Source organism: Hydrogenophaga sp. FW305-3-2-15-A-LB1 (genome assembly GCF_058787875.1).
On record NZ_JBYTAE010000022.1, the window covers coordinates 1 to 25,006 of the forward strand.

At 69.4% G+C, this 25,006-nt stretch carries 22 protein-coding genes; 15 read left to right on the forward strand and 7 right to left on the reverse strand.

All coding sequences use genetic code 11. The features are described from left to right. From AC3WPZ_RS08785 to AC3WPZ_RS08805, 5 genes are all read left to right on the forward strand, one after another. Positions 1–490: energy transducer TonB family protein (locus AC3WPZ_RS08785; protein WP_492439212.1), on the forward strand; the 490-nt coding region annotated here is incomplete at its 5' end. A 32-nt stretch (positions 491–522) separates the two neighbouring features. Then, entirely contained in the window at positions 523–2,082 is a 1,560-nt protein-coding gene (locus tag AC3WPZ_RS08790; RefSeq protein WP_492439214.1) for a putative porin, read from the forward strand. After that, positions 2,069–2,926 carry an ankyrin repeat domain-containing protein gene (locus tag AC3WPZ_RS08795; protein WP_492439216.1) on the forward strand — a complete coding sequence of 286 codons (858 nt, stop codon included), beginning with the start codon at positions 2,069–2,071 and terminating at the stop codon, positions 2,924–2,926. Before AC3WPZ_RS08790 ends, AC3WPZ_RS08795 begins: the two co-directional genes overlap by 14 nt. Next, positions 2,926–3,579, forward strand: coding sequence for a hypothetical protein (locus AC3WPZ_RS08800; protein WP_492439218.1), 654 nt, complete (start codon positions 2,926–2,928; stop codon positions 3,577–3,579). Before AC3WPZ_RS08795 ends, AC3WPZ_RS08800 begins: the two co-directional genes overlap by 1 nt. Positions 3,580–3,593: 14 nt before the next feature. Continuing rightward, positions 3,594–4,415 carry a DUF3047 domain-containing protein gene (locus AC3WPZ_RS08805; protein ID WP_492439220.1) on the forward strand — a complete coding sequence of 274 codons (822 nt, stop codon included), beginning with the start codon at positions 3,594–3,596 and terminating at the stop codon, positions 4,413–4,415. Between the two features lie 6 nt (positions 4,416–4,421). On the opposite strand, the gene AC3WPZ_RS08810 is transcribed toward AC3WPZ_RS08805, so the two are convergent. The 3 genes from AC3WPZ_RS08810 to AC3WPZ_RS08820 form a co-directional block, all read right to left on the reverse strand. Then, positions 4,422–4,682, reverse strand: coding sequence for a hypothetical protein (locus AC3WPZ_RS08810; RefSeq protein ID WP_382160839.1), 261 nt, complete (start codon positions 4,680–4,682; stop codon positions 4,422–4,424). A 170-nt stretch (positions 4,683–4,852) separates the two neighbouring features. Further along, positions 4,853–6,031, reverse strand: coding sequence for an XrtB/PEP-CTERM-associated polysaccharide biosynthesis outer membrane protein EpsL (epsL, locus tag AC3WPZ_RS08815; RefSeq protein WP_492439222.1), 1,179 nt, complete (start codon positions 6,029–6,031; stop codon positions 4,853–4,855). Between the two features lie 44 nt (positions 6,032–6,075). After that, the gene (locus AC3WPZ_RS08820) at positions 6,076–7,497 is read right to left on the reverse strand and encodes an undecaprenyl-phosphate glucose phosphotransferase (RefSeq protein ID WP_492439223.1); all 1,422 of its coding nucleotides are present in this window, start codon (positions 7,495–7,497) and stop codon (positions 6,076–6,078) included. A 197-nt stretch (positions 7,498–7,694) separates the two neighbouring features. Between AC3WPZ_RS08820 and AC3WPZ_RS08825 the strand changes: the two genes are divergently transcribed. The 3 genes from AC3WPZ_RS08825 (at position 7,695) to AC3WPZ_RS08835 (ending at position 11,510) form a co-directional block, all read left to right on the forward strand. Continuing rightward, on the forward strand, positions 7,695–9,188 hold the full coding sequence (locus AC3WPZ_RS08825) for a mannose-1-phosphate guanylyltransferase/mannose-6-phosphate isomerase (protein WP_492439225.1): 1,494 nt from the start codon (positions 7,695–7,697) through the stop codon (positions 9,186–9,188). 148 nt (positions 9,189–9,336) lie between these two features. After that, positions 9,337–10,893, forward strand: coding sequence for a PhoX family protein (locus AC3WPZ_RS08830; RefSeq protein WP_492439227.1), 1,557 nt, complete (start codon positions 9,337–9,339; stop codon positions 10,891–10,893). 29 nt (positions 10,894–10,922) lie between these two features. Next, positions 10,923–11,510 (forward strand): PEP-CTERM sorting domain-containing protein, encoded by a 588-nt coding sequence (locus AC3WPZ_RS08835; RefSeq protein ID WP_382160824.1) that lies wholly within the window; start codon positions 10,923–10,925, stop codon positions 11,508–11,510. Between the two features lie 55 nt (positions 11,511–11,565). Here the strand turns inward: AC3WPZ_RS08835 and AC3WPZ_RS08840 are convergent, their stop codons facing one another. Further along, positions 11,566–12,750, reverse strand: a complete 1,185-nt coding sequence (locus AC3WPZ_RS08840) for a benzoate/H(+) symporter BenE family transporter (RefSeq protein ID WP_492439230.1) — start codon at positions 12,748–12,750, stop codon at positions 11,566–11,568. 170 nt (positions 12,751–12,920) lie between these two features. Between AC3WPZ_RS08840 and pdxR the strand changes: the two genes are divergently transcribed. From pdxR to AC3WPZ_RS08860, 4 genes are all read left to right on the forward strand, one after another. After that, positions 12,921–14,405, forward strand: coding sequence for a MocR-like pyridoxine biosynthesis transcription factor PdxR (gene pdxR / locus AC3WPZ_RS08845; RefSeq protein ID WP_492439269.1), 1,485 nt, complete (start codon positions 12,921–12,923; stop codon positions 14,403–14,405). 49 nt (positions 14,406–14,454) lie between these two features. Then, on the forward strand, positions 14,455–15,654 hold the full coding sequence (locus tag AC3WPZ_RS08850) for an MFS transporter (protein WP_492439232.1): 1,200 nt from the start codon (positions 14,455–14,457) through the stop codon (positions 15,652–15,654). 116 nt (positions 15,655–15,770) lie between these two features. After that, positions 15,771–16,643: a dihydrodipicolinate synthase family protein gene (locus tag AC3WPZ_RS08855; RefSeq protein WP_492439234.1), complete on the forward strand. Its 873-nt coding sequence runs from the start codon at positions 15,771–15,773 to the stop codon at positions 16,641–16,643. Further along, positions 16,643–17,608 carry a tripartite tricarboxylate transporter substrate binding protein gene (locus AC3WPZ_RS08860; RefSeq protein ID WP_492439236.1) on the forward strand — a complete coding sequence of 322 codons (966 nt, stop codon included), beginning with the start codon at positions 16,643–16,645 and terminating at the stop codon, positions 17,606–17,608. Before AC3WPZ_RS08855 ends, AC3WPZ_RS08860 begins: the two co-directional genes overlap by 1 nt. Positions 17,609–17,629: 21 nt before the next feature. Here AC3WPZ_RS08860 and AC3WPZ_RS08865 read toward each other — a convergent pair whose 3' ends face one another. Next, on the reverse strand, positions 17,630–18,538 hold the full coding sequence (locus AC3WPZ_RS08865; RefSeq protein WP_492439238.1) for a LysR family transcriptional regulator: 909 nt from the start codon (positions 18,536–18,538) through the stop codon (positions 17,630–17,632). 86 nt (positions 18,539–18,624) lie between these two features. On the opposite strand from AC3WPZ_RS08865, the gene AC3WPZ_RS08870 reads away from it, so the two are divergent. From AC3WPZ_RS08870 to AC3WPZ_RS08880, 3 genes are read left to right on the forward strand one after another with little or no spacing between them, the layout of a single operon-like run. Continuing rightward, entirely contained in the window at positions 18,625–19,071 is a 447-nt protein-coding gene (locus AC3WPZ_RS08870; protein WP_492439240.1) for a cupin domain-containing protein, read from the forward strand. 52 nt (positions 19,072–19,123) lie between these two features. Continuing rightward, a complete protein-coding gene (locus tag AC3WPZ_RS08875; protein ID WP_492439271.1) occupies positions 19,124–20,080 on the forward strand; it encodes a Bug family tripartite tricarboxylate transporter substrate binding protein in 957 nt (318 codons plus the stop codon). 18 nt (positions 20,081–20,098) lie between these two features. Continuing rightward, positions 20,099–20,854: a GntR family transcriptional regulator gene (locus AC3WPZ_RS08880; protein ID WP_492439242.1), complete on the forward strand. Its 756-nt coding sequence runs from the start codon at positions 20,099–20,101 to the stop codon at positions 20,852–20,854. Positions 20,855–20,876: 22 nt separating this feature from the next. Here AC3WPZ_RS08880 and AC3WPZ_RS08885 read toward each other — a convergent pair whose 3' ends face one another. Continuing rightward, positions 20,877–23,924 carry a transglycosylase domain-containing protein gene (locus tag AC3WPZ_RS08885; RefSeq protein WP_492439244.1) on the reverse strand — a complete coding sequence of 1,016 codons (3,048 nt, stop codon included), beginning with the start codon at positions 23,922–23,924 and terminating at the stop codon, positions 20,877–20,879. A gap of 64 nt (positions 23,925–23,988) precedes the next feature. Then, the gene (locus AC3WPZ_RS08890) at positions 23,989–24,984 is read right to left on the reverse strand and encodes a LysR family transcriptional regulator (RefSeq protein ID WP_382323471.1); all 996 of its coding nucleotides are present in this window, start codon (positions 24,982–24,984) and stop codon (positions 23,989–23,991) included. Between the last annotated feature and the right edge of the window lie 22 nt (positions 24,985–25,006).

Consider the following 25,006-nt stretch of genomic DNA (forward strand, 5'->3'; position numbering starts at 1 on the left):
GCCCAAGACACCGCCGCCCCCACCGCCACCGCCGCAGGAGCAGCAGAAGATCGACGTGCCCAAACCGGACGCGGCGCCCGAGCAAGCCGCTCCCGCGCCGCCGGCCGGCCCCACCTCGTCCTTGCCCGACAACGGCACTGGCGGCGCCTTCGGCCTGCCACCGGGGGACGGCAGCCTGCGCATCGGGCCTGTGGGGGGCAGCGGCGGCGGCAACCGCTTCGCCTGGTACGGCGCGCTCGTGAAGGAGCGCATCACCGACGCCGTGCTCAAGGACAAGAAGCTGCGCGAGGCCACCGACTACCAGCGCGTGGTCAACGTGTGGGTCGACCCCAGCGGCCAGATCACGCGCGTCGAGCTGGTGGGCGCGAGCCCGGCGCCCGAGCTGGACGAGGCGCTGCGCCTGGCCTTGCGCAGCCTGGCGCCGGTGCGCGAGGGCGCGCCCGGCGACATGCCCCAACCGATCCGGCTGCGCATCTCCGCGCGCTCCTGACGACCCCAACCCCTTTCCTGCCGAGACACCCCATGAAATCACCCCTGCACCACGCGATGCGCCAGGTCTCCCTGGCGGCCCTGATGGTCGTCGGCCTGGCCGCCACCGCCCATGCCGACGAACGCGAAGACCTGGAGACGCTCAAGCAGACCACGCTCAATCTGATCCAGGCGCTGGTGGACCAGGGCGTGCTGCCGGCCGCCAAGGCCGACGCGCTCGTGAAGCAGGCCGAGGCCAAGGCCCGCGCGGCCGTGGCCGAAGCGAAGAAGACCGAACAGTCCACCGTGCGCGTGCAGTTCGTGCCCGAATCGGTGCGCAAGCAGATCGCCGACGAGGTGCGCGAAGAGGTGGTGGCCCAGGCCAAGATGGAGCGCTGGGGCGACGTGAACGCGGTGCCCGAGTGGGTGGACCGCTTCCGCTTCGAGGGCGATGTGCGGCTGGGCTACCAGCGCGACATGTTCGACGAGGGCAACGCGCCCGAGATCTTCCACCAGGTGGACGGCCAGAACGTGAGCAACACGCTGGAAGACCGCGACCGCACCCGCCTGCGCGCGCGCCTGGGGGTGAGCGCGCGCGTGACGCAGGACCTCACGGCCTCGCTGCGCCTGACCACCGGCAGCAGCAGCGACCCGGTGTCGACCAACCAGACCCTGGGCAACTACGGCAGCAAGTACAACTTCGCGCTCGACCGCGCCTTCCTGCGCGCCCGCTCGCCCGACTTCCTGCCCTGGCTCACCACCACGGCCGGCCGCATCCCCAACCCCTTCTTCAGCACCGACCTGGTGTGGGACGACGACCTCGCCTTCGACGGCATCGCGCTGCAGTTCGAAGACCCCGCGGCCGCCACGCGCACCTGGCGCCCCTTCGGCACCGTGGGCTGGTTCCCGCTGCAGGACAACGAGAAGTCGGCCAGCAACCAGGCGCGCAACAAGTCGCTGCTGGCCGCGCAGGTGGGCGTGGAGTGGGTGCCCAGCAACGACCTGCGCGCCAAGCTCGGTCTGGCGATGTACGACTACCGCAACGTCAGCGGCGTGCGCAATGCCTTCAACAGCAACACCCAGGACGCGACCCAGCCCGCCTTCCGCCAGAAGGGCAACTCGCTGTTCAACCTGTCCAACCCCGCGAACCTGGGCGGCCCCTTCGGCCTGGCGGCGGACTACCGCGTGCTCAACCTCACCGGCACGGTGGACTACAACCTGTTCAACCCGGTGCACCTGATCCTGAGCGCCGACTATGTGCGCAACATCGGCTTCAACCCGTCGCGCGCGCTGGCGCGCTCGGGCCGGCTGCTGCGCGAGGAGGACACCGGCTACATGGTGCGCGCGGCCGTGGGCATGCCCAACATGCTGCTCAAGGGCGACTGGCAGCTCTCGCTGGCCTACCGCTACCTCGAGGCCGACGCCGTGCTCGACGCCTTCACCGACTCCGACTTCCACCTCGGCGGCACCAACAACAAGGGATTCATCGTCGGCGCGCAGTACGGCCTGAGCCGCAACACCTGGCTCAGCGCGCGCTGGCTCTCCAGCCGCGAGATCAGCGGCCTGCCGCTGTCCATCAACACCCTCCAGCTGTACTTCAATGCGAAGTTCTGAGGACGCTCGCCGCCTGGCGTGGTGCACCACGCTGGCCCTGGCCGCCGGCCTGGGGGCCTGCGCGCAGCACGACCCGCGGCAGCTGGCGCTGCGCGACCGCATCGAGCAGGGCGCGCTCACGCCCGAGGACAGCGAACGCTTCTTCACCGGCGAACGCGAGCACCAGGCGGTGGTCAGCGCGCGGCGGGACGTGCCGCCCCGGCTCGCCAGCGCGCTGGACCGCGATCTCGCGCAGGCGGTGGCGAGCGGCGAGGTGGAGCGCGCGCGCCAGCTGATCAAGGACGGTGCGCAGGTCAACGCGGTGGACGCGGGCGGCCAGACCGCGCTGCTGATCGCCGCGCGCGCCGGCGACCTGGAAATGGCCCGGCTGCTGCTGCGCTCGGCGGCCGACCCCAATGGCCGGGGCGGCCCCTTCACCCCGCTGGGCGCGGCCGCGCTGCACGGGCACGCCCCGCTGGTGCGCCTGCTGCTGCGCGCGGGGGCCGAGGTGGATGCCGTGGGCCTGAACGGCCAGACGCCCCTGATGAACGCCATCAAGCTCGACCGCCTCGAGGCGGCGGCCCTGCTGCTCCAGGCCGGTGCCGACACCCGCACGGCCGACCGCAGCGGGGACGACCCGCTGGTCGCCGCGATCCACGAAGACCGGCCGCGCATGCTGGACCTGCTGCTGGCCCACGGCGCGGACCCCAACCGGGCCGACGCCAACGGCCTCACGCCGCTCTACTGGGCGCGCCAGCTCCAGCGCGATGCCCTGGCGCAGCGCCTGCTGGCGGCCGGCGCGCGCGAGGACCAGCAACGGCAGACCCTGCGGGCCAGCCGCCCCTACCCGAAGGAGGATTTCTGATGCGCAAAGCCACATGCCGGGGCCTGATCCTCGCGCTGCTGATGGTGGGTGTGGGTGGCGTGGCCACCGCCCAGGACGACAAGCGCGCCACGCGCGAGCGCGAGGCCCTGCGCCGCTCCCAGCAGCAGGCCCAGAAGGCCACCCAGGACCTGGGCGCGCTGCAGGAAAAATTCAACGCCGCCGAAAAGGAGCGCGAGCAGCTGGCCGGTGAGGTGGACGGCGCGCAGAACCGCGCGCGCAACGAAGCCGCGCGCGGCCAGCGCCTGCAGCGCGAGCTGCAGGCCGTGACCGGCGAGCGCGAGGCGCTGCGCACCGAGAAGGCCGCGCTGGAGCAGCGCCTGCAGGCGAGCACAGCGCGCGGCGCCCAGCTCGAACGCGACCTCGCCGCCGCGCAGCAGCGCGGCCAGCAGCTGGACGCGCAGGGCGCGACCCAGCGCGAGCAGATCACTGCCTGCGAAACCCGCAACAGCGGGCTCTACGCCACCGGCCGCTCGCTGATCGAGCAGTGCCGCGACCGCAGCGAGAACGACAGCGTGCTGCGCCTGGAGCCGTTCACCGGCATCCACCGCGTGGGCATCGAGAACATGCTGGAGTCGCACCGCGACCAGCTCGACGAACACCGAACCCCGCCGGCGGCCGCCGCCGGCCGTTGAAGGAGCAGCGCCGCATGGCCAAGGGAACGATGCTGGCGGCGCTGATCGCCGCCGCCGTGCTGGCCGGCTGTGCCTCGCGGCCGCTGGACGACAGCGATGCCGAGGCCGTGCCGGCGTCGGCCTGGGCGCGGCAGATGCACTGGGCGGGCGCCGACGGCCGGGCCACCTGGACGCACCTGCGCTACGGCAGCCAGACGCCCACGCACTACAGCCCCACCTTGCACGAAGGGCGTGCCGCGCTGCTGGCGCGCAGCGAGGCGGGCAACAGCACGCTGCGCATGAAGCTCGCGCCGCAGGACGTGGGCGCGGCGCGCTGGCTCTCGTTCTCCTGGTTCGTGCCCGCGCTCAACGAGCAGGCGGACCTGCGCGACGCGGACATCGACGACGCGGTGGTGCGCGTGATCCTCGCCTTCGATGGCGACCGCAGCCGCATGGCGCCGCGCGACCACATGCTGTCGGAGATCGCGCAGCTCGTCTCGGGCGAGCCCTTGCCCTTCGCGACGCTGATGTACGTGTGGGACCACCGCTACCCGGTGGGCAGCGTGATCCCCAACCCGCACACGCAGCGCATCCGCAAGCTGGTGGTGGAGTCCGGCCCGCAGCGCCTCAACCAGTGGGTGGACGTGGAGCGCGACATCGAGGCGGACTACCGCCTGGTGTTCGGCGAGGCGCCGGGCCGCCTCACGGCCATCGGGGTCATGAGCGACTCCAACAACACCGGTGAAAAAGTGCAGGCCTGGTTCGGCCCGCTGAGCCTGTCGGCCGAGCCGCGCCACGGCCTGCCGCTGCGCTCGGCGGAGGTGGACCGCTCGATCGAGGGCCGGGACCTCCGTTGAACGGGCTCAGGCCTTGGCTTGAGCGAGTTCCGCGGCCTGCACCGACACGTCCAGCAGGCGGGCCTTGCTGCTGTAGTGGCGGTCCAGGCGCCACTCGTTCAGGATCTCGATCGCCAGTTCGAAGCGCGGGTAGTTCATCGCGTAGAGCTGACCGAGGGGAAACGCCTGGTCGGATTCCAGCGCGATCACGAGCGCGGACAGCGTCTTCGAATCGCTGTTGTCCGGGTTGGCTTGTATCAGCTTGCGGGCTTTCTTGACGGCGAGCATGGTGGGTCCTTTGCGAGGGTGGGAGGCGGTTCAGGCGGAGGGGGAAGCTCGATTCATGCTAGCGCAACGGACGCAAAAAACGCGCCCGGTGCCGCGATAAAAGTGCACCCGAATGAACCGTCATGTAACCGACATTTTTCTGTCACAGTCCATGCCTTTCGAGCGCCCATTCACTGCGAGGTGCGCAGGCTCAGGCCGACCAGCGCCTGTGTGCTGGAGAACGCCAGGCCGGGGCGGTTGCCGCGCCGCTGGGTGTGCTGCAGCGAGGTGTTGAGCGAGAGGTTGCGGCTCACCGCCCAGCGCAGGCCCAGGCTGGCCTCCTGCGTGGCTTCGCGCGTGGGGTCGGGCGCTCGGCCCGGGGGCGGGCCGAGGAAGCGGCGGCGCGTTTCGCCCAGGCTGGCCTGCAGCGTGGTGCGCGCGGCGATCTGCCACACGTGGCCGAGCTGCAGCTTGTCGGTGCGCACGTGGCTGGCGTTGAGCGACTGGTAGCTCGACACGTCGGACGACCACTGCAGGGTCCACAGGGTCTTGGCCGTGGCCGACCAGCGCAGCGAGAGCGCGGCGTTGGTGCCGTCGTAGTCGCGCAGCGCCAGGCGCTCGTGCCGGCGCTGCAGGTGGACGAGGTTGAGCTCGACCGTGGTCTTGGCGCTGGCGAGCCAGCGCACGTCGAGCACCTGCTCGTCCTGGTCGAACTCGGTGTCGCGCAGCAGCACCGGCGGCCCCAGGCCGGCCAGGGTGCTGCCGCTGCCCTTGCGCAGCCGCCAGGTGACGGAGCTGCCGGAGCTCGCGTCGTAGCGTAGCCCGGCCTCGGCCGAGCGCAGCACATAACTTTCTTCACCGAGCAGGGGCTGCTCGTTCTGGTTGCGCGTGCGCAGCACGCCCGCGACCAGGCGCCAGGCGCCGTCGATCTCGTACACCGCGTCGAAGGCCTCGTGCCGCTGGGTGCGCTGGTTGCCGCTGGTGAGCACGCTGGCGTCGTCGAAGCTGTTGACGCTCTCGTCCTGCTCGGCGCGCAGGCTGCCGCGCAGGCGCGGCGTGAGGGCCCAGCGCCAGGCCAGGTCGTAGTTGGTGGCCAGCAGGTCGAGCCGCTGGTGGGTGCGGTAGCGGTAGTCGACCAGGCTCACGTCGAGCTCGATGCGCTGCAGGCTGTGCGTCTTGGCGTAGCGCAGGCCGAGCGAGCTGATGTCCATGGTCTCCCCGGCGCTGGGCCGGCCCAGCACGGTCTGTGGCCGCACGCCGTCGGGCAGGCGGAACAGGTTGTCGTCGTGCCGCAGCGTGTACGAGGCGGAGAGGTCCAGGCCGTCGGTGTCCTGGGCCAGGGCGGCGCCGGCGGATCCGAGGGCGAACAAGGCGGTCGCCCAACGGGCGAGGCAGGCAAGGCGAACCATGTCGGTCAATACGCCTGCTGGTCTTTGAACACCAGGCGGATCGTCTTGAGCACGATCAGCAGGTCCAGCTTGAGCGACCAGTTGCGCAGGTAGTCCAGGTCGTACTCGATGCGGCCTTCCATCTTCTCCAGCGTGTCGGTCTCGCCGCGGTAGCCGTTGACCTGGGCCCAGCCGGTGATGCCGGGCTTGACCTTGTGCCGCACCATGTAGCCCTTGATGAGCTTGCGGTACAGCTCGTTGTGCGCCACCGCGTGCGGGCGCGGCCCCACGATGCTCATGCGGCCCTGCAGCACGTTGATGAACTGCGGCAGTTCGTCCAGCGAGGTCTTGCGCAGGAAGGCGCCCAGCGGCGTGATGCGCTTGTCGTCGCGGCGCGCCTGCTGGATGTTCGGGCCGTCCTCGGCCACGGTCATCGAGCGGAACTTGTAGACCACGATCTCTTCGCCTTCCTGCCCGTAGCGGCGCTGCTTGAAGATGACCGGGCCCGGCGAGCCGAGCTTGACGGCCAGCGCGATTGCCAGCATGACCGGGGCCAGGCCCAGCAGGATGAGCGAGGCCAGCACGGCGTCGCTGCCGCGCTTGAGCAGGCCGTTGAGGCCCTGGAACGGCGTGTCGCAGACCGAGATCACCGGCATGCCGCACAGCAAGGTGGGCTTGCTCTGGATCAGGTCGGTCACGAACATGTCGGGCACGAAGTAGATGGAGGCGGTGGTGTCCTTGAGGTCGTCCAGGATCTTCAGGATGCGCGGCTGCGAGGCCATGGGCAGCGAGATGTAGATCAGGCTGATGCGCTGGCCGTGGATCACCTCGGCCAGGTGCTCGAAGCGGCCGAGCAGGGTGAACGGGGCATCGGTCCGCAGGCGCTCGCGGCTGCGGTCGTCCACGAAGCCGACCACGTCGATGTTGTTGAAGACGGCGGCCTTCAGGCTGTGGGCCAGGGCCAGGCCCTGGTGGTTCATGCCGACGACGAGGGCGCGGTCGGGCGGGCCCTGCAGGCGCACCAGGGCGGGCGCGGCGCGGCGCAGCAACAGCCAGGCGAGGGTGTCCACCACCGGCACCGCCACGGCCCAGGCCATGAGCAGGTCCGGCGGGTAGGCGCGCAGGTAGCCGGTGACCAGGCCCGCGGCCAGCAGCAGGCCCAGGGTGGCGCCCCAGCTCAGCAGCACGTCGATCACCAGCGCGCGGGCGGAGACGGTGAGGCGCGCCGGGCCGGGGAAGGTGAGGGCGAACACCACCAGGCCCAGGATGAAGTACTCCGGGTGGATGCCGCCATCCATGGCGCGGGCCAGCGCCCAGAGGCAGGCCACGCCCACCAGCGGGCTGAGCGAAATTTCCAGCGCATGCAACAGGCCGCCCCGGCTGGAGGCGCTCGGGTGGCTGCGTGGGAGGGTGGTGGGCGAAAGGCCCTGGGCGGTCGTCTGGGTCAAGGGAGTTCCCCCGGTGCAACGGGCTGTCGCCAGGGGCGGAACGCGCCGATGGCAGGGGGCCAGTCTGCCGGCCGTATGTGACACCTTGAATGCACGATGAAGACAGGCGCGGGACAACTGGCAACGGTGGCGCCGCGCTGTCATGCAGGCCACATGCAAGCCCCCTACATTCGCGCTTTTTCTTCCAGGTCTCCACCATGCCTTCCATTTCCGTCGTTCCTGTCGTTCTCTCGGGCGGCTCCGGCAGCCGCCTCTGGCCCCTCTCGCGCGACCAGCACCCCAAGCAGCTGCTGGCCCTGGCCGGGGCCGATTCGCTGCTGCAGGCCACGCTGCGCCGCGTGGCCGAGCTGCCGGGCCTGGGCGTGGCACGGCCGCTGGTGGTGTGTGGGGAGGCGTACCGCTTCGTGATCGCCGAGCAGCTGCGGCAGATCGGCTGTGAGGGGCAGATCGTGCTGGAGCCCGTGGGCCGCAACACGGCACCGGCCATGGCGGTGGCCGCGCACGCGGCGGGCAGCGAGGGCGACGATCCGCTGATGCTGGTGATGCCGGCCGACCACATGATCCCCGACGCCGCCGCCTTCGGCCGCGCCGTGGCCGCCGCCGCGCCGCTGGCCATGGCCGGTGCGATGGTGACCTTCGGCGTGGCGCCCACCACGCCCGAGACCGGCTACGGCTACATCCAGCGTGGGCCGGCGTTCGCGCTCGCCGCCGACGGCACCACCGTCTGGTCAATCGCCCGCTTTCTGGAGAAGCCCGACGAAGAGACCGCCGAACGCCTGGTGCGCGAGGGCGAGTGCCTGTGGAACGCGGGCCTCTTCATGGTGCGCGCCTCGGTCTGGCTGCAGGCGCTGCGCCACTGCCGGCCCGACATCGCCACCGCGGTCGCCACCACCTGGGACGCGCGCCGCACCGACAGCGACTTCGTGCGCCTGCCGATGGCGGCGTTCGCGGCCTGCCCGAGCGACTCGATCGACTACGCGGTCATGGAGCGCCTGGTCGCGGGTGGCGCGCGCGACCCGGCGCTGCCGCATGGCGTGGTCGTGCCGCTGGCGGCGGGGTGGTCCGACGTGGGCGCGTGGAATTCGGTCTGGCAGTGCCTGCCCAAGGACGAGGCGGGCAATGCGGTGCAGGGCGATGTGGTGTTGCGCGATGCGCGCAACACGCTGGTGATGGCCGAGCGCCGCCTGGTGGCCTGCTGCGGCGTGGACGACCTGGTGGTGGTGGAGACCGCCGACGCGGTGCTGGTGGTCCACAAGGACCGGGCACAGGAGGTCAAGCAGATCGTGGAGCAGCTGCGGCGCGAGGGCCGCGCCGAAGCGACGGCCCACCGCAAGATCCACCGCCCCTGGGGCTGGTACGACAGCGTGGATGCGGGCGCGCGCTTCCAGGTCAAGCGCATCCTGGTCAAGCCGGGTGCCGTGCTCTCGCTGCAGATGCACCACCACCGCGCCGAGCACTGGATCGTCGTCAAGGGCACGGCGCAGGTGACCTGCGACGACCGCCAGTTCCTGCTCACGGAAAACGAGTCCACCTTCATCCCGCTGGGCAAGACCCATCGGCTGGAGAACCCGGGCCGCTTCGATCTGGAAATGATCGAGGTGCAGTCGGGCTCCTACCTCGGTGAAGACGACATCGTGCGCTTCGACGACGTGTACGGCCGCGTGCCGGCCGCCGCGCCGCTCATGCGCTGAGGGGTTGCAAGGGTCCGTTCGGACCATTTTTCTTTGCGGCGCCGACATCAAACGCAGCCCATCGTCCAGCGCGGTGTCACCGCGGGTTCATGGCCTCGCGGGATGCTGGGGACTCCCGTTTTCCCCACCACTCCCACGAGGAACTTCCATGTCAGACCAGTCCAACGGCCATCCCGATCTTTCCCGCCGCAACATGCTGCTGGGCGGCAGTGCCGCGGCCATCACCGCCGCGTTCACCGGCCCCATCACCGCGATGGCCAACACCATCGACCAGGGCTACAACGCCAGCTGCTCGCCGGCCGATGCCTCCGCGCTCGTCACCAGCCCCTACGGCCCGACCGCCCCGGTGAACGACATGGTCACCGGCCTGCCCCTGATCGAACTGCCCGCCGGTTTCAGCTACAAGAGCTACGGCTGGCGCGGCGACATCATGAGCGACGGCCTGCCCACCCCGGGCAACCACGACGGCATGGGCGTGGTCGTCTCGCGCCGCGTGGGCCGCAGCAACGAAATCATCCTGGTGCGCAACCACGAGCAGGCCACCTCCACCAACGCCGCGAACATCATCGGCGGCAGCCGCTCCAACGTCGCCAAGTACGACACCGGCCTGACCGGCAGCGACTACCAGATCGGTGGCAACACCAACCTCGTGTTCCGCGACGGCAACTGGGCCGAGAGCTACGCCACCTTCGGCGGCATCTACCGCCCGTGCGCGGGCGGCGCGTCGTCCTGGGGCAGCTGGCTGAGCAACGAAGAGATCGGCAGCAACGCCATCAGCAGCGAAGGCAAGAAACACGGCTACATCTTCGAGATCCCGGCCGACACCAGCCTGAACGCCGCCAACGTCAACCCCATCCGCGACATGGGCCGCATGGCGCACGAAGCCAGCGCGCTGGACCCCGACACCGGCTACTGGTACCTGACCGAAGACGCGGGCAACGCCAACACGCTGTACCGCTTCCTGCCGAACAACATCAACGGCGGCCTGGGCTCGCTGCACGAAGGCGGCCGCCTGCAAGGCCTGGCCGTGCGCGGCCGCCCCGGCGCCGACCTGCGCTTCCCCACGCTGTGCCAGGAATTCCAGTGCGACTGGGTCGAGATCGCCGATCCCGATGCCGACCGCGCGTCCATGAGCACCTCGGTGGGCACCGTCACCGGCAGCGGCCCGTTCCGCGGCGCCTACGCCAACGGCGGCGCGATCTTCGGCGCCAACGAAGGCTGCTGGGTCGCCAACGGCGTGGTGTTCTTCACCGACAAGGCCACCAGCTCGGCCACCTCGTCCCTGCCGGCGCGCGCGGGCGTGATCTGGGCGCTGGACCTGTCCACCCTGGTGCTCAAGGCCATCTTCGTGAGCCGCGACCGCGTGGTCGGCAACTCGCCCGACAACATCTGCGTGAGCCCGCGCGGTGGCCTGCTGTTCAACGAAGACGGCGGCAACAGCAGCCCGACCAGCCAGCCCATCCCCTCGCAGGACCTGAAGGTGCTCACGCCCGCCGGCAACAGCTACATCTTCGCCCGCAACAACTACAACTTCACGCGCGCCCAGCTCGACGCCGTCGGCAAGACCGGCGCCACCACCGGCAACCAGCGCAACACCGAATGGGCCGGCAGCGTGTTCAGCCCCGACGGCCGCGTGCTGTTCGTGAACATCTACACCGGCGTCACGCTGGCCATCACCGGCCCTTGGACCAAGGGCAGCCTTTGAACCCCCGCACCCCGCAACAGGACCACACCATGAAAAAACCACTTCTCTCCCTCGCCGCCGCCGCCGCCCTGCTGGCCGCCATGCCCGCCCACGCCATCAGCTTCAACGGCGTGATGGGGGGTGATTCGGAGTTCCGGGACTTCAGCACCGACGGCCTGCTGTCGTTCGACATCGACTTCTCGTCGCTGGCGCCCATGACCCTGAACTACACCATCGACGCGGCCGACCTGATCGGGGGCAGCCTCTCGTTCAACGCCCTGCTGGCCAACTTCCTGGGCAACGCCGGCTTCGAAGGCCTGTCGTTCAGCCTGAGCACCGGCACCTTCGGCAACCTGGGCACGGTCACGCCGCAGTTCGGCGCCGTCAGCGCGATCAACTTCAACGGCAGCAACGCCAGCGTGAACTTCTCGCAGCCCGAGTTCCTGGACGTGGCCATCGGCAACTCGCTGAACAACGGTGGCGTGAACTGGTCCATCAACGGCCTCAACGCCGGCGACAGCCTGAGCATCACCGTGGCCGCCGTGCCGGAACCCGAAACCTATGCCCTGCTGCTCAGCGGCCTGGGCATGGTCGGCTGGCTGTCGCGCCGCCGCCGCCCGCAAGCCGTCGCCGCCTGATGGGTTGATCCTCCGGGCTCGCACCGCCCACCCGCTGGGGCGGTGCGGGTCCGGGTCAGCGTGGGGTCTCCGTGTGGAGTGCCAGGTGGGCGGCCAGGCCGATCAGCAAGCCCCAGAAGGCACCACCAATGCCCAGCATCTGGACGTTGGCGGCCGCGGCGAGAAACGTGATCAGCGAGGCTTCGCGTGTCTTCGCGTCGGCCATCGCGGCGGTCAGGCTGCCGCCAATGGTGCCCAGCAACGCCAGGCCCGCCAGGGTGGCGATGAACGTGGCCGGCAAGGCCATGAAGACGGCCGCCAGCGTCACGCCGAAGACGCCGACCAGGATGTAGAGCACGCCCGCCGCCATGCCGGCGACCCAGCGCTTCGAGGGGTCTTCATGTGACGCCTTGCCCGTGCAGATGGCCGCCGTGATGGCCGCCACGTTGAAGGCATGCGAGCCGAAGGGCGCCATGAGCAGGGACCCCAGGCCGGTGACCGCCACGATGGGGTTGGCGCTCGTGCGGAAACCGTCGTTTCTCAGCACCAGCATGCCGGGCATGTACTGCCCCGTGAGCGTGATGAGGAAGAGCGGCAGGGCCAGGCTCAACAGGGCGTGGACGCTGAAGTCGGGCTGCGTGAACACGGGGCTCGCCACGCGGAGTTCGAGTCCGCCGAGGTCCACCCGCCCTTGCGCGAGCAGGTAGGCCAGGCCGAGCAGGAGGACGCCCACGATCGCGTAGCGCGCGGTCAACCGTTTGAGCGTGAGGTACGCGCCGATGAGAAGGCCCGCGAGCCATGGGTCGAGGCTCATGCCTGCGAAGGCGCCGATGCCGAACTGCAGCAGGATGCCCGCCAGCAGGCCCGCGGCGATCCCTGGCGGGATCCACCGGATGAGCTTCTCGAAGCCACCGGTCAGGCCGAGCACCACGAAGGCCGCCGCCGACATCAGGTACGCACCGACCGCCTCCGCGTACGAGGTGGTGGCCAATGCCGTGACCAGGAAGGCGGCCGCTGGCGTGGACCAGGCGGTGATGATGGGCTCGCGGCTGAACCAGCTCAGCAGAACGCCCGTGACGCCCACGCCAATGGAAACGGACCACACCCACGAGGCGGTCATCTCCGGACTCAGGCCGGCGACCTTGGCCGCCTGGAACACCAGGATGAACGTGCCGCCGTAGTTGACGATGACCGAGACGATCCCCGCGACCACGGGGTGGGTGAGATCATGGACGTGAAAGCGAGGGACGGCGGTTGACATGGTGTGCGGGACATCCTGTGGGCGGAGGCGGGGACACGGTTGAAAGCCTGGTTTTTACGGGGAAATTGGTTGGTTGTGTCCAGCCATTTTTGACACATCTATCAGACCATTTGGGCAATGCCTGAATGGTAGGATCCGGTCGATTGAATCCAAAAACACCGCCAGACCAATTGTTCAAGCATGCCCAGCTCGAATCCGTGAAGGCCTGGATCGGTGACCCGGCCCAGCGTGCCTTGCCGCTGCATGCGCGGATTCAGCGCGCCATCCGGCAGCTGATCCTCGATGGGGTCCTGGATGCCGGCAAGCCACTGCCTGCTTCCCGGATGCTGGCGATGTCCCTGGAGGTTTCGCGCGACACCGTGGAGGCCGCTTACGGCCAACTGCACGCCGAGGGCTTCATCGAGCGCCGGGTGGGCAGTGGCAGTTTTGTGTCGGGGCGCGCGCGGAGGTCGCCCAGCCGCCATGCCGCGCGGCGCCCGAGCGCGCAGCGGGAAGCCGCGCGCCTGAGTGAACGTGGCGCCGCGATGTTCCGGCAAGGTGGCGTGCGGGAGTTCCTCGGTTCGCGCCCTTTTGCACCTGGCGTGCCGGAGACGCGGTCTTTCCCCATCCAGGTGTGGGAGCGCCTGCAGCGGCAGGTCTTGAAGGAGCACGGCAGCCAGGCCCTGGCCCACGGGCCCGCGCAGGGCGTGGAGTCCTTGAGGCGGGCCATTGCCGACCATGTCAACCTCGAGCGCGGGGCCCATGCGAGCCCTGAGCGTGTGCTGATCCTCACCAGTTCGCAGCAGGCGCTCACCCTGTGCGCGAACGTGCTGCTGGATGCCGGCGACAGGATCTTCGTCGAAGACCCCGTCTACCACGGGGCGCGCAAGGCGTTCGATGCGGCGGGCCTCGAATGCGTTCCCGTTCCCCTGGACGCCCAGGGCATGCGGACCGACCACCTGCAGGCGTCGGGCGTGCCCGGCAAGGCCGTCTTTCTGACGCCCTCCCATCAGTTCCCCACGGGCGCGACGCTGGCGCTGGACCGTCGCCTGGCGGCGATCGAGTGGGCTCGGCGAAACCAGGCGTGGATACTGGAAGACGACTACGACAGCGAGTTCCACTACGCCGGCAAACCCACGGCCTGCGTCCAGGGGCTGGATGCCCATGAGCGGACCCTCTACATCGGCACCTTCACCAAGTCGCTGTTTCCGGGCCTGCGCATTGGCTACATGGTGCTGCCCGCGCCGCTCGTGGAGCCCATGACCGCCGCGCGCACGCTGTTGGACGGGCACAGCGCCCCGATTCCCCAGCTCACCCTGGCCCGATTCATGGAAGGCGGGCACTTCGGGGCGCACGTGCGCAGCATGCGAGGGATCTATGCCGGGCGCCGCGACAGGCTGGCCGATCTGCTGGGCCGGCACCTGGCCGGATGGCTGGAGCCTCATGTGCCGGCTGGCGGGCTGCAGATGCCTTGTCTGCTGAAAGGCGGGATGCCCGAGCGTGACGTCGTCGATGCGGCTGGCCGCGCGGGCCTGGACCTGCTGGGCCTGAGCGGGCTTTACGTGGGCCGCCAGCAGACCCCGGGTTTCGTGATGGGGTTTGCCGCGCACACCCCGGCGGAACTGGACGCCGCCGTGAAGAAGCTCAGGAAAGTCTTCGAAACATGGGGCCGCTAGCGCAAGGCGCCCGCCGAGGCGCGCGATCGCCATCGAAAAGGAACAGGCAATGAAACCATCGGCCAACGGCCTGCTGACGCAGGTGTCCATCGTCCATCTGATCAGCCACCTGCACATCATGGCGGTGCCCGCCATGCTGCCCTTGCTGCCCGCTGCTATGCAGGTGGGCTTCGTGGAGCTCGGTGTCGCGATTGGCGTGTTCAACGTCGTTTCGGCCGTGGTGCAGGCCCCCCTGGGCTTCCTCGTGGATCGTTGGGGTGCCCGACGGATGTTGATGGCCGCGCTCGTGCTGGGAGCCGCCGCGTTCGCGCTGGTGGCCGCCGTGCCCACCTACCCGGCGCTGCTCGTGGCCATGGCCATCGCGGGCCTGGCGAACGGTGTGTACCACCCCGCCGACTATTCGCTGCTCTCGCGGGGCATCGCGCACGAGCGCATGGGCCGGGCATTCTCGATTCACACCTTCGCCGGGTTCCTGGGGGGCGCGCTGGCGCCGCCTCTCATGGTCGGCGCGGCACTGGCCTGGTCGCCTCGCTGGTCGTTCGCCATCGCGGCCCTGGCCGGCGCCATCGGGTTCGCGGTCCTGCTTCTGGGCGGTCGCGAGCCGGTGGTCCAGGCCAGCGCATCGCCGCGCGCAGCCGAACGGCCGCGAACGGGTTCCGCGATGGCGCCGGTGGCCACCCTCGCGGTGCTCACGCTGCTGTTCACCATGCTCAGCCTGAGCACCGGTGCCATCGAGCGGTTCTCGGTGTCGGCTCTGGTGCAGGGGTTCGATGTCTCGCTCGGCGCGGCCAACCTCGCCTTGACGGTGTTTCTGTTCGCCAGCGCGATCGGGGTGCTCGCCGGTGGGGTGCTGGCCGACCGCACCGCCCGCCATGGCCACGTGGCGGCGGCCGCGTTCGCGATGGCCGCGATGCTGGTGGTGGGGGTCATCCAGGTCCCGCTCTCCGCGCCGGCGCTCGCCGTGGCCTATGGCGCCATCGGGTTCCTGAGCGGCATCGTCGCCCCCTCCCGGGACATGCTGGTTCGCGCGGCCTCACCGGCGGGCGCCGAAGGCAAGACCTTCGGCATCGTGTCCACCGGTTTCAATGTGGGGGGTGTCATCGGCCCGGTTCTGTTTGGCTACCTGCTCGACAAAGGCCTGGCCAGTGGCGTCCTGTGGGCCTCGGTGTGTTTCATGGCGATCACGACGGCCATGGTCCTGTTCCAGGAGCGGAAGGAACCCATCCGTCCCGCGCTGATCCGGCGCTGACGCCGGTTGCCGCGCGCTGGCGAAAGGTATCAAGCGCACACAAAGATTGAATTGGACGGCCAGGGGGGCCGTTTCTAGACTGCGTGCAGTTTGGAAACGGAACAACCCCTATGCAAATGAATGGCATCGTTGGCTACCTGCTCACCCCTTGCGATGCAAGCGGCCAGGTGGACCACGCTCTCCTGGCTCGACATGTCGAGCGTCTCGTGAACCTGGGGGTGCACGGCCTCGCACCGCTGGGCAGCGTGGGCTGTCTGCCCTACCTGGGTGACGGCGAGCGCGACGCCGTCATCCGCACGACCGTGGCGGCCGCGGCCGGCCGCGTTCCGGTGCTCGCGGGGGTGTCCAGCCTGGGCACCGCCCAGACGATTCGCCATGCCCGGTTCGCGCAGGAGGCCGGGGCCAGCGCCATCCAGGTGCTGCCCAGCACGTACTGGACGCTGACGGAGGCGGAGATCTTCGAGTACTACCGGCAGGTCGCGGAAGCGGTCTCCATCCCGGTGATGGTCTACAACAACCCATTCACCACCGGCCTGGACCTGCCGGTCGATTTTCTGCGCCGGCTCACGGCCTTGCCGAACGTCTCGCTCATCAAGGAAGCCAGTCCCGACGAGACCAAGATCGCACGCCTGCGGGAGGCCTGTCCCGATCACGTCGGCATCTTCGTCGGCCTGAACCGCATGGCACAGCGGGGATTCCAGGACGGCGCGGCGGGCTGGTGCACGGCCGCGCCCAACGTCTGCGCGTCCTTCATTCTCAACTTCCATCGCTGCATGGCCGCTGGCGATGTCGCCGGCGCCCAGCGCTGGTTCGCCCGCCAGTCCGAGCTGCTGAATTTCCTGATGGACCACGGGCTGCCACGCACCGTCACGGCCGGGCTCGAGCTTTGCGGTGTGCCGGCGGGGCGGCTGCGTGCGCCCTTGTCCCCTTTGACGCCAGCGCTCCACACGGCGATGAAAGACATTCTTGAAACCATGGAGATCATCTGATGACCCGCATCCTTCGCCGCCTGGCGGCATCTTGCCTGGCCGCTGCCGCGCTCGTGACCACCGCGCACGCGCAGAACTACCCCACTCAGCCGGTTCGCCTGGTGGTGCCTTTCGGTGCGGGCGGTGTCACCGACATCACCGCGCGCGTGTTCGCCGAGGGGCTGTCCCGTGAACTCGGTCAACCGGTCGTGGTGGAGAACCGCGCTGGCGCGGGGGGCGGCATTGCGGCCGGTGTCGTCGCCAAGTCCCGGCCCGATGGGCACACGCTGCTGGTCATCACCAATGGCATGTTCGCGGTCAATCCCCTGATCTATCCCAGCCTTGCCTACGACCCCCGGAAGGACTTCACGTACGTGGCCATGCTGGCGAACACGCCCACCATCCTCGCGGTCCATCCGAACAGTCCGTACGCTTCGCTGCCCGAACTGATGAAGGCCGCGGCGGCCGAGAAGGACAGGCTCAGTTTCTCGACGGCGGGCGAGGGCTCGGACAACTACCAGGTCCTCCAGTTGCTTCAGCAGGCGACGGGCACCCAGCTGCTGCCGGTGCCCTACAAGAGCGGCAGCGAGTCCTTGACGGCGGTGATCACCCGCACGGTGGATGTCACGGCGATTTCGGCGGTGACGGCGGTCAGCTTTGTCGAGTCCAAGCAGATCCGCCCGTTCGCGGTCACCTCCTCCAGGCGCCTGGCCCATCTGCCGGACATCCCGACGGTCAAGGAGGCGCTGGGCAAGAGCGTGGAAGGCGGCTCGCTCTCGGGCGTCGCGGCACCCGCTGGAACCCCCGCGGAGGTGGTGAAGCGGCTCAATGCCGCGATCGCCAAGGTCGCCGCCAGCCCCCTGGTGCAGGAGAAGATCTACTCGAAGGGCAGCGAAGCGGTCGACCCCACGCAGGCCGCGTTCGAAAAACGGGTTCGCGATGAACAGGCGAAGTGGGCCGCGCTGCTGAAGCCGGCGGCCAGGTAGGCGCGAGAGCGCCGCGCGGCTTCAGAAACCGGGTGGCGCCGCCAGCACTTCGCGGGCCGTGTCCACGAACCAGGGCACGGCCGGGTTGATCGACCTGGAGGGTGTCGCCAGCGCCAGGGGATAGGTCAAGGCCTGGTCTTCAGAGTCGGTCAGCGGCACGAAGCGCACGTGGTCGATGGCGATGCGGCGCGAGGCCTGGGGCACGATGGCAATGCCCAGGCCCGCCGCGATGAGGGGCAGGGTGATCAAGGCATGCGAAGACTCCTGGAGCGCCTTGGGGTGGAAGCCGTCGCGCCGGCACAGGGCCATGACCTCGCCCGCGAAACCCGGGCTGTCGGAATGGGCCAGGGTCACCAGCGTCTCTTCGCCCAATTCGGAGAGCTTGACGGTTTTCCGGTTCGCGACAGGGTGGTGGGACGGGACCGCCAGGACCAGGTGCTGCCGGGGCAGCGCCATCCACTCGATGCCGGGGACACCGGAAGAGGGCGGCACCAGAAAAGCGGCATCGAGTTCGCCCCGTTGCAGCTCACCCAGGATCCCCACGGTGCTGCCACTGCTCAGGTGCAGGCGAACCGAAGGAAAGCTGGCCGCGAAACGGTGCAGCAGGACGGGCAGCAGTTCCAGCGATGCACTGGGGACGGAACACACCCGCAAGCTGCCGATGCGGCCCTGGTCGGCATCGCGCGTGGCCTTGATCGCGGCCTCGGCGCCATCGAGGAGGCGTTGGGCTTCGCCGAGAAAGACACCACCCGCCATGGTCAGGCGAACGCCCAGGCGATCGCGCTCGAAGAGCTGCACGCCCAGATCGGACTCCAGCCGCTTGATGGCGATGCTCAGAGGGGGCTGCGTCATGTTCAGGCGTTCGGCGGCCTTTCGGTAGTTGAGTTCGGTCGCCAGCACGACGAATTGGCGCAGTTGTCTGAGGTCCATGGGGTGTCTCCACAGTGGATTTTTGTATCCAGTAATTTTTCGCGAGCGTTCCTAGAATGCCGCTTCTTTTTAACAGGAGTCCCTTCATGAGCATTGTTGATTCGACCGTCGCCCCGCTGGTCCACCAGATGCCCCAGTACCGCCGCCCGGAAGACATGGGGTGGGAGATGGGGCGTTTCAAGAACAAGACCAAGTTCCTGTTCCACACGCGGCCCGAGTGCCCGACAGAACCCAATGCCGGCTTCCTGCGCTACGAGCCTGGCGCGGGATTCAAGCTGCACAAACACGATTTCGCGCAGGTCTGGTATGTGATCGAGGGCGAGTTCGACATGGGTGGCAAGTTGTTCGGCCCGGGCACGGTGGTCTTCCACCCGGACCCCCACATCGAAGAGGCGCTCACCACCGAGACCGGCGGCACGATTTTTTTCGTCCAGTACCAGGGGCCCACCAGCGGGGCGCGCCCCGTCTACGAGGGGCGCATGAACATCCAGGGTGATGTCCCGGAACTGACCGCGTCGGATTTCGAGCGCTGAGCACCACAGCAGCGGTCCATTTTGAGAACTCCAAAGAGGCAAAACCGTGTTCATGTCCTTCTTCCAAAAGGTGCTGGTCGGCACCATGCTCGCGATCCACCTGATGGGTCCCACCCACGCTGCCGAGCACTGGCCGACCCGGCCCATCACGCTCGTGGTGCCCTTTGGTGCGGGTGGCATCACCGATGTCACGGCCCGCACGGTCGCGAAGCTGCTTCAGGAAGAGCTCGGGCAGCCCGTCGTGGTGGACAACAAGCCTGGCGCGGGCGGCAACATCGCCGCGGGCAGCGTCGCGCGCGCCAAGGCCGATGGCCACACGCTGATGGTGATGACCAATGGCATGGTGGCGGTCAATCCGCTGATCAACAAGGCGCTCAATCACGACGCCATCAAGGACTTCACCTACATCTCGATGATCGCCAACACGCCCCTGGTGCTGGTGGTGTCCGAGAAGTCGCCCATCCGCGATCTGCGCTCTTTGGTCGCGCTGGCCAGGCAGCAGCGCGAAGGTGTCGCGTTCGCGAGTTCAGGACTGGGGACGTCGATCCACCAGGTGCTCGCGTCGCTGCAGCAGGCCACCGACACCACCTTCCTGCACGTGCCCTACAAGAGTGGGGCGGAGGCCGCCAATGCCTTGCTGTCGGAGGCGGTGCAGGTCACGGCGGTCGAGACGGTGGTGGTGGGGCCCTTTGTCGAGTCGGGCAGGATGCGCCCGCTGGGCGTCACCTCGAGCCAGCGCGTGCCGAGACTGCCGAACATCCCGACCGTCGCCGAGCAGCTCGGCGCGGAGTTTGACGTGGGGTCCATTTCCGGCGTGGTCGCACCCGTTGGCACCCCCCCGGCGATCGTCAAGAGGCTGGAGGAGGCCATGGCCAAAGTGCTCAGGAGCGAAGGCATGCAGGTGCTGTTCATGCAGGGCAGCCAGCCCATGCCGGCGGGCGCCGAAGCCTTTCAGACGCGCATGCGCAAGGAGGTGACCAAATGGAAGGACGTTTTCGGCGTTCGCTGACGAGGCGGGAGCGTGCGGATGGATGAGCGAGCGCCTGGCGAGACGGACCGGTTGCAGCAGCTGGTCGAGTCGATCGCGGCGAAGATCTTCAACGGCACCTATGCGCCAGGACAGAAGCTCCGGCAGGAGACCCTGGCGGAGGAGTACGACGTGAGCCGCACGCCGGTGAGAGAGGCGCTTCGGCAGCTCGAGATCAAGGGGCTGGTCGTCCAGCAAAGGCGCTATGGCGCCACGGTGCTTGCCCCCACCACCAAGGACATCGGCGCCAACTACTGGTTGCGCGGGGAGCTCGAGGGGATGGCGACGGAGCTGGCGGCCCGATGGATATCGGACGCCGACCTGCATCGGTTGCAGATCGTCCATGCCGAATGCGTGGCGTCGGTTCGAGCCCTCCATGAGACGGTCAACGCCGCGGGCGGTGCGCCCTGTCCGACGGCGGCCGAGCCCATGCGCCACTGGGTGGTCAAGAACCAGGCGTTTCATGCGCTGATCTACAGCGCCTGCGGCAATGCCTCGCTGGAACGCAGCATCCGCGATCTGCATCTGGACTACACCCGGAACATCCTCAACATGACCGTGTTGGGCATGCACGAGTCCCGGATGCGAAAGAACATCGAGCACCACGCCGCCATCGTCGAGGCCTTGGTGGCGAGAGACGCACTTGCTTCCAGAGACGCGATGCGGACCCACATCCAGGCGTCCGGGGCGTTCGTCGTGGACTGGCTGGAGAAGCGGCCCGCCCCCCGGCGATCGCGCACAGGCCGGCGCTTCTGAGGCGCCGACGATCACCGGTGCCTCAGGGCTCGCGCGGGCAACCGCTGCCGGGCCTGCCGTCCAGGTGGGGCATCAGCACCGGCGCCATGGAGCGCAGGATCTGCACCGGCAGGCCGGAGGTGAAGCGGTAGCCGGCCGCGTCCGGTCCGATCACATAGGCGGTCACGCTGCCGAAGTGCCGTGGTCCCAGGTAGAACACGAAGGTGGCCGTGCGGTTCAGGGCCACGCCACCGCGCCGGTTCACCACCACGCGGTTGTCGCCGGTGCCGGTCTTGCCTCCGGGCGACAGGTCTTCTCCCGAAGCCGACTGAAAACTGCCCGAGAGCCGACGGGCGGTGCCGGCTTCCACCACTTCCGACAAGGCCTTCTTCAAGGCCTGGGCCACCTCGGGCGCCATGACGCGCTCACCTTCCGTCGGCGTGGGCCGCAGCGCGGTTTCCCACGGCGTGCCCTGCGCGAAACGCAGGTCGGCGATGCGCAGCGTGGGCCGGCGCACCCCGCCGTTGACGATGATGCCCATCAGCTCGGCCAGGGCGGCGGGCCGGTCCCCGGAGCTGCCCAGGGCCGTGGCCAGCGACGGCACCAGATGGCCGAAGGGGTAACCCAGCCGGGTCCAGCGGCGGTGGATTTCCAGGAAGGCTTCCACCTCCAGCATGGTGTGGATGCGGGCATCCTGCGCGTCCTTCGCGCGCGTGCGGAACAGCCAGCGGTAGACCGCCTGGCGCTCGGCGGCGCTGGCGGCGACCGCCTCGTCCAGCGTGGCCCGGGGGTGTTGCCGGCGGTAGGCCACCAGCCAGAGTTCCAGCGGGTGCACGCGGGCCACGTAGCCCCGGTCCGGCAGATCGAGGGCGTCGAGCGCGAAGCGCTCGTACAGCTGCGCCACGCGCGGCGCCTCGGGCGCCTTGTCGCCCAGGCGGGCCGAGAGGAAGGCGCCCAGGGCTTCGGGCGATGCCGTGGGCTCCAGGTAGCGGAACACCGCGGTCAGCCGGTCGGCGCCGGGGCGCAGGCCGTCGAGCAGCATGTCGCTCAGCTCGGTCGGGGTGCGGTTGTCGGTCTTGCGCCAGAAGCGGCGCAGGAAGGCCTGGCCTTCGCGGTCGGCGAACAGGGCCAGGTAGGTGTCGCGGCGCGGATCGAGGTGGTCCTCCAGCAGCCGCGCGGTGTCGCCGGGCCCCTGGTACATGGTGTGGCGCACGATCTCGCGCAGCAGGCGCACGAAGGGCAGGTTGATGGAGGCCTGCATGGCCTCGCGCAGGCTGGGTTGTCGCGCGTCGTCCTTCTTGTTGAAGTTGTTGAAGCTGTGCAGGCCGCCGCCGGTGAAGAACTGCTCGTGCGGGCTGGCGGAGAAGCGCCGGTCCATCGCCGCTTCCAGCATCGCGCTCAGGCCGTGGTCGTTCGGGCCCGACAGGTAGTCCACGGCCCAGCGGCTCAGGCTGTCCTGCGGGCTGACCTCGGTGGCTTTCAGCGCGGCGGGTTCCAGCGGCGCGAGCCGGGCGTGCAGCTCGGCGACCAGCTCCAGGTAGGTCGCCAGCACCCGCAGCTTGGCGGTGGAGCCCAGCTCCAGCTTGCTGCCTTCGTTGATGTCCAGCGGCTGCTGCGTCGTGTCGGTCTGCACCCGCACCAGGTTGCCCTGCGGCGTGCTTTCCAGCAGGGTGAAGCTGTAACGCACCTCGCCCAGGGTGTCGGGCTGCAGCAGGCGCTCGCCCATCAGCTCCTGCGAGCGGGCGAAGGCCGGCTCGGTCAGGCGCCCGAGGTAGGTGCTGACCGCGTCCTGCAGCTGGCCGTTCAGCGTGGTGCTGGCCTGGGCGTCGAGCCGGTCCAGGCTGTAGAGCGAGGTGCCGAGCAGGCCGGCCAGCCGGGTGCGCACGGCGGTCGTGCCCTTGCTCGCCGCGGCGGGCAGCAGCGGCGGGTTCTTGGCCATGTCGCGGAACACCAGCTTCTGCCGCAGGGCGGCGTCGCGCCAGGCGGCGTCGATGATGCCGGCCTCGGTCAGCAGGCGCAGGTGGGCGTCGGTGGCGCGGTCGAGTTCCTGGCGGCCCTGCGCGAGGTACCACGAGGGCCGGCGGTGGGCGATCATCAGCGCCACCGCCTGGCGCAGGACGCGGCCACGGGCCGCGCCGTCGCCAGGGGCCGAGAGCGCGGCCATGGCGCGATCGAAGTCGGTGCCGAACCACACCCACAGGCCGTCGCCCAGGCCATGCACCTCGCCATGGCGGGGCGCCGCCGACAGCGGCACCGTGTTGAGGTAGTCCAGCACGAGCTGGCGGCGCACCGGCAGCGTGTCGGTGCCTTGCTGGTAGGCCCGCACCGAGGCCGAGGCCATCTGCCGCAGTTTCTCGCGCGCGTCGTGCGTGATGCCGCCGGGCGAATGGCGGTACTTCTCGATCTGCGTGGCCAGCGTGCTGCCACCGTGCGCGTCGATGTCGGGATCGATGTGGCTGCCCAGCTGCGCGAGCACCGCGCGCGTGAAGCGCAGCCAGTCCACCGCCGGGTTCATCTGCGGGCGCTCGGGGTCGAGCAGGTCGCGGTTCTCGATGAAGAGCAGGGCCTGCACCACCACCGCGGGCACGCTCTCGAAGCTCTCGAAGCGCCGGTAGGGGTAACGGAAGGCGTGCAGCGATTCCCGGCTGCAGTCGAACACGGTCAGGCCGGTGTGGGTCTTCTCCGCGTAGGGGGCGAACCAGCCGCGCTCCAGGTGGGTTCGCAGGGCATCGTCCTGGCGCGACTGCTCCGCGATCTCGAAGCCGCGCTCCTGCAGGCGGGTGGTGAAGGCCGGAAGGCTGGTGTAACCCATGCGTTCGTCGAACGGGCCGTGCGTGGGGAACCGGATGGGGTCGGCCGGACCGGGGGCGACGTGGGAATTCAGGGTGGCCGCATAGCCGTGCAGTTCCCGCGCCTGCCAGTGCGAGGTCTGCATCTCCCGGCGCAGCAGCAGCGCGGCCACCGCGCCCAGGATCAGGAGGACCAGCAGGAGCACCCGCCACCGCAGGCGAAAGCCGGGTGGGCGCTGGTACCCGGGTGGGTCACCGGCGTGGCCCTTGTTGGGCGCTGCCTCCATCTGTGGTTCGACCATGCTGTGTTCCATTGGCTTCAAAGCCCCTGTGCGGATCCTGTGCGTGTGTGGACCGTGCCCAGGGTCATCTTGCACCTGCGCGGGTGCGCTGTCGGGCAGACCGGACCGGCGGCGACGCCACCGCGACGGGGACGGGTGCGGTGTGATGGCTGTCACGCCTGCGGGGTGCGGTGCGCTCGGCGGCGACCTGGCGAACCAGTCGCCAGGCCAGCTCCGCCGGGGGGGTCAAGGTCCGGTGGGCGCGGCGCACCAGCGCGATGTGCCGGTCGATGCGGGGCAGCAGCGGGCGCATCACCAGGCCCTGCAGCCCCGCGGGCGGCAAGGCCAGCATGGGCACGACCGAGATGCCCAGGCCGGCGTCCAGCATGCGGAAGATGGTGGTGACGTGGCCCACTTCCTGCGCCACGGAGGCCTCCACGCCGTGCAGGCGCAAGGCCTCGTCGATCAGGCCCCGGCTGCCGGAGGCGTGGTCCAGCAGCACCAGCGATTCGCCGGCCAGATCCGCCCATTTCGCGCCTCGGCGCCGGGCCAGGCGGTGTGAAGGCGGGCAGACGAGGCAGAAGGGCTCGGACAGGATGGTCTCGGCCTGCAGGTCGTCGCGCGCGCCTGTGTCGATCACCACACCGAAGTCCACCTCACCCGCGAGCACGCTGGCCAGGGCATCGTGCTGGATGCGATCCAGCAGCAGCAGGTCCAGCCCCGGGTGTTCGCTGCGGCAGCGCGCGATGCATTCGGGCAGCAGGTTGGCCGACAAGGTCGGGCTGCTGGCCACGCGAACCCGGCCATGGCGCTGCGTGGCCTGGCCTCGCGACTCCTGCAGCACGGCATCCAGGTCTTCCAGCACGCGTTCGAGTTGCACGGCCAGGCTGCGGCCGGCATCGGTCAGCACCACCTCGCGCGTGGTGCGGTCGAGCAGCTTGAGCCCGAGGTGCTGTTCCAGTTCGGTCACGCAGCGGCTGACCGCGGGTTGGGACAGGCCGATGTGGGTGCCCGCCCGCGTGAAGCTGCCCTGCGAGGCGACGGCCTTGAAGACCCGCAACTGCCGCAAGCTGACATTCATTTGATATTGGTATCAATGGATC

Bases quoted from the DNA above. Each gene is read 5' to 3' on its own strand.
- AC3WPZ_RS08790 (WP_492439214.1), top strand. From the start codon at position 523: ATGAAATCACCCCTGCACCACGCGATGCGCCAGGTCTCCCTGGCGGCC.
- AC3WPZ_RS08795 (WP_492439216.1), top strand. From the start codon at position 2,069: ATGCGAAGTTCTGAGGACGCTCGCCGCCTGGCGTGGTGCACCACGCTG.
- AC3WPZ_RS08800 (WP_492439218.1), top strand. From the start codon at position 2,926: ATGCGCAAAGCCACATGCCGGGGCCTGATCCTCGCGCTGCTGATGGTG.
- AC3WPZ_RS08805 (WP_492439220.1), top strand. From the start codon at position 3,594: ATGGCCAAGGGAACGATGCTGGCGGCGCTGATCGCCGCCGCCGTGCTG.
- AC3WPZ_RS08810 (WP_382160839.1), bottom strand. From the start codon at position 4,682: ATGCTCGCCGTCAAGAAAGCCCGCAAGCTGATACAAGCCAACCCGGAC.
- AC3WPZ_RS08825 (WP_492439225.1), top strand. From the start codon at position 7,695: ATGCCTTCCATTTCCGTCGTTCCTGTCGTTCTCTCGGGCGGCTCCGGC.
- AC3WPZ_RS08830 (WP_492439227.1), top strand. From the start codon at position 9,337: ATGTCAGACCAGTCCAACGGCCATCCCGATCTTTCCCGCCGCAACATG.
- AC3WPZ_RS08835 (WP_382160824.1), top strand. From the start codon at position 10,923: ATGAAAAAACCACTTCTCTCCCTCGCCGCCGCCGCCGCCCTGCTGGCC.
- AC3WPZ_RS08840 (WP_492439230.1), bottom strand. From the start codon at position 12,750: ATGTCAACCGCCGTCCCTCGCTTTCACGTCCATGATCTCACCCACCCC.
- AC3WPZ_RS08850 (WP_492439232.1), top strand. From the start codon at position 14,455: ATGAAACCATCGGCCAACGGCCTGCTGACGCAGGTGTCCATCGTCCAT.
- AC3WPZ_RS08855 (WP_492439234.1), top strand. From the start codon at position 15,771: ATGAATGGCATCGTTGGCTACCTGCTCACCCCTTGCGATGCAAGCGGC.
- AC3WPZ_RS08860 (WP_492439236.1), top strand. From the start codon at position 16,643: ATGACCCGCATCCTTCGCCGCCTGGCGGCATCTTGCCTGGCCGCTGCC.
- AC3WPZ_RS08865 (WP_492439238.1), bottom strand. From the start codon at position 18,538: ATGGACCTCAGACAACTGCGCCAATTCGTCGTGCTGGCGACCGAACTC.
- AC3WPZ_RS08870 (WP_492439240.1), top strand. From the start codon at position 18,625: ATGAGCATTGTTGATTCGACCGTCGCCCCGCTGGTCCACCAGATGCCC.
- AC3WPZ_RS08875 (WP_492439271.1), top strand. From the start codon at position 19,124: ATGTCCTTCTTCCAAAAGGTGCTGGTCGGCACCATGCTCGCGATCCAC.
- AC3WPZ_RS08880 (WP_492439242.1), top strand. From the start codon at position 20,099: ATGGATGAGCGAGCGCCTGGCGAGACGGACCGGTTGCAGCAGCTGGTC.
- AC3WPZ_RS08885 (WP_492439244.1), bottom strand. From the start codon at position 23,924: ATGGTCGAACCACAGATGGAGGCAGCGCCCAACAAGGGCCACGCCGGT.
- AC3WPZ_RS08890 (WP_382323471.1), bottom strand. From the start codon at position 24,984: ATGAATGTCAGCTTGCGGCAGTTGCGGGTCTTCAAGGCCGTCGCCTCG.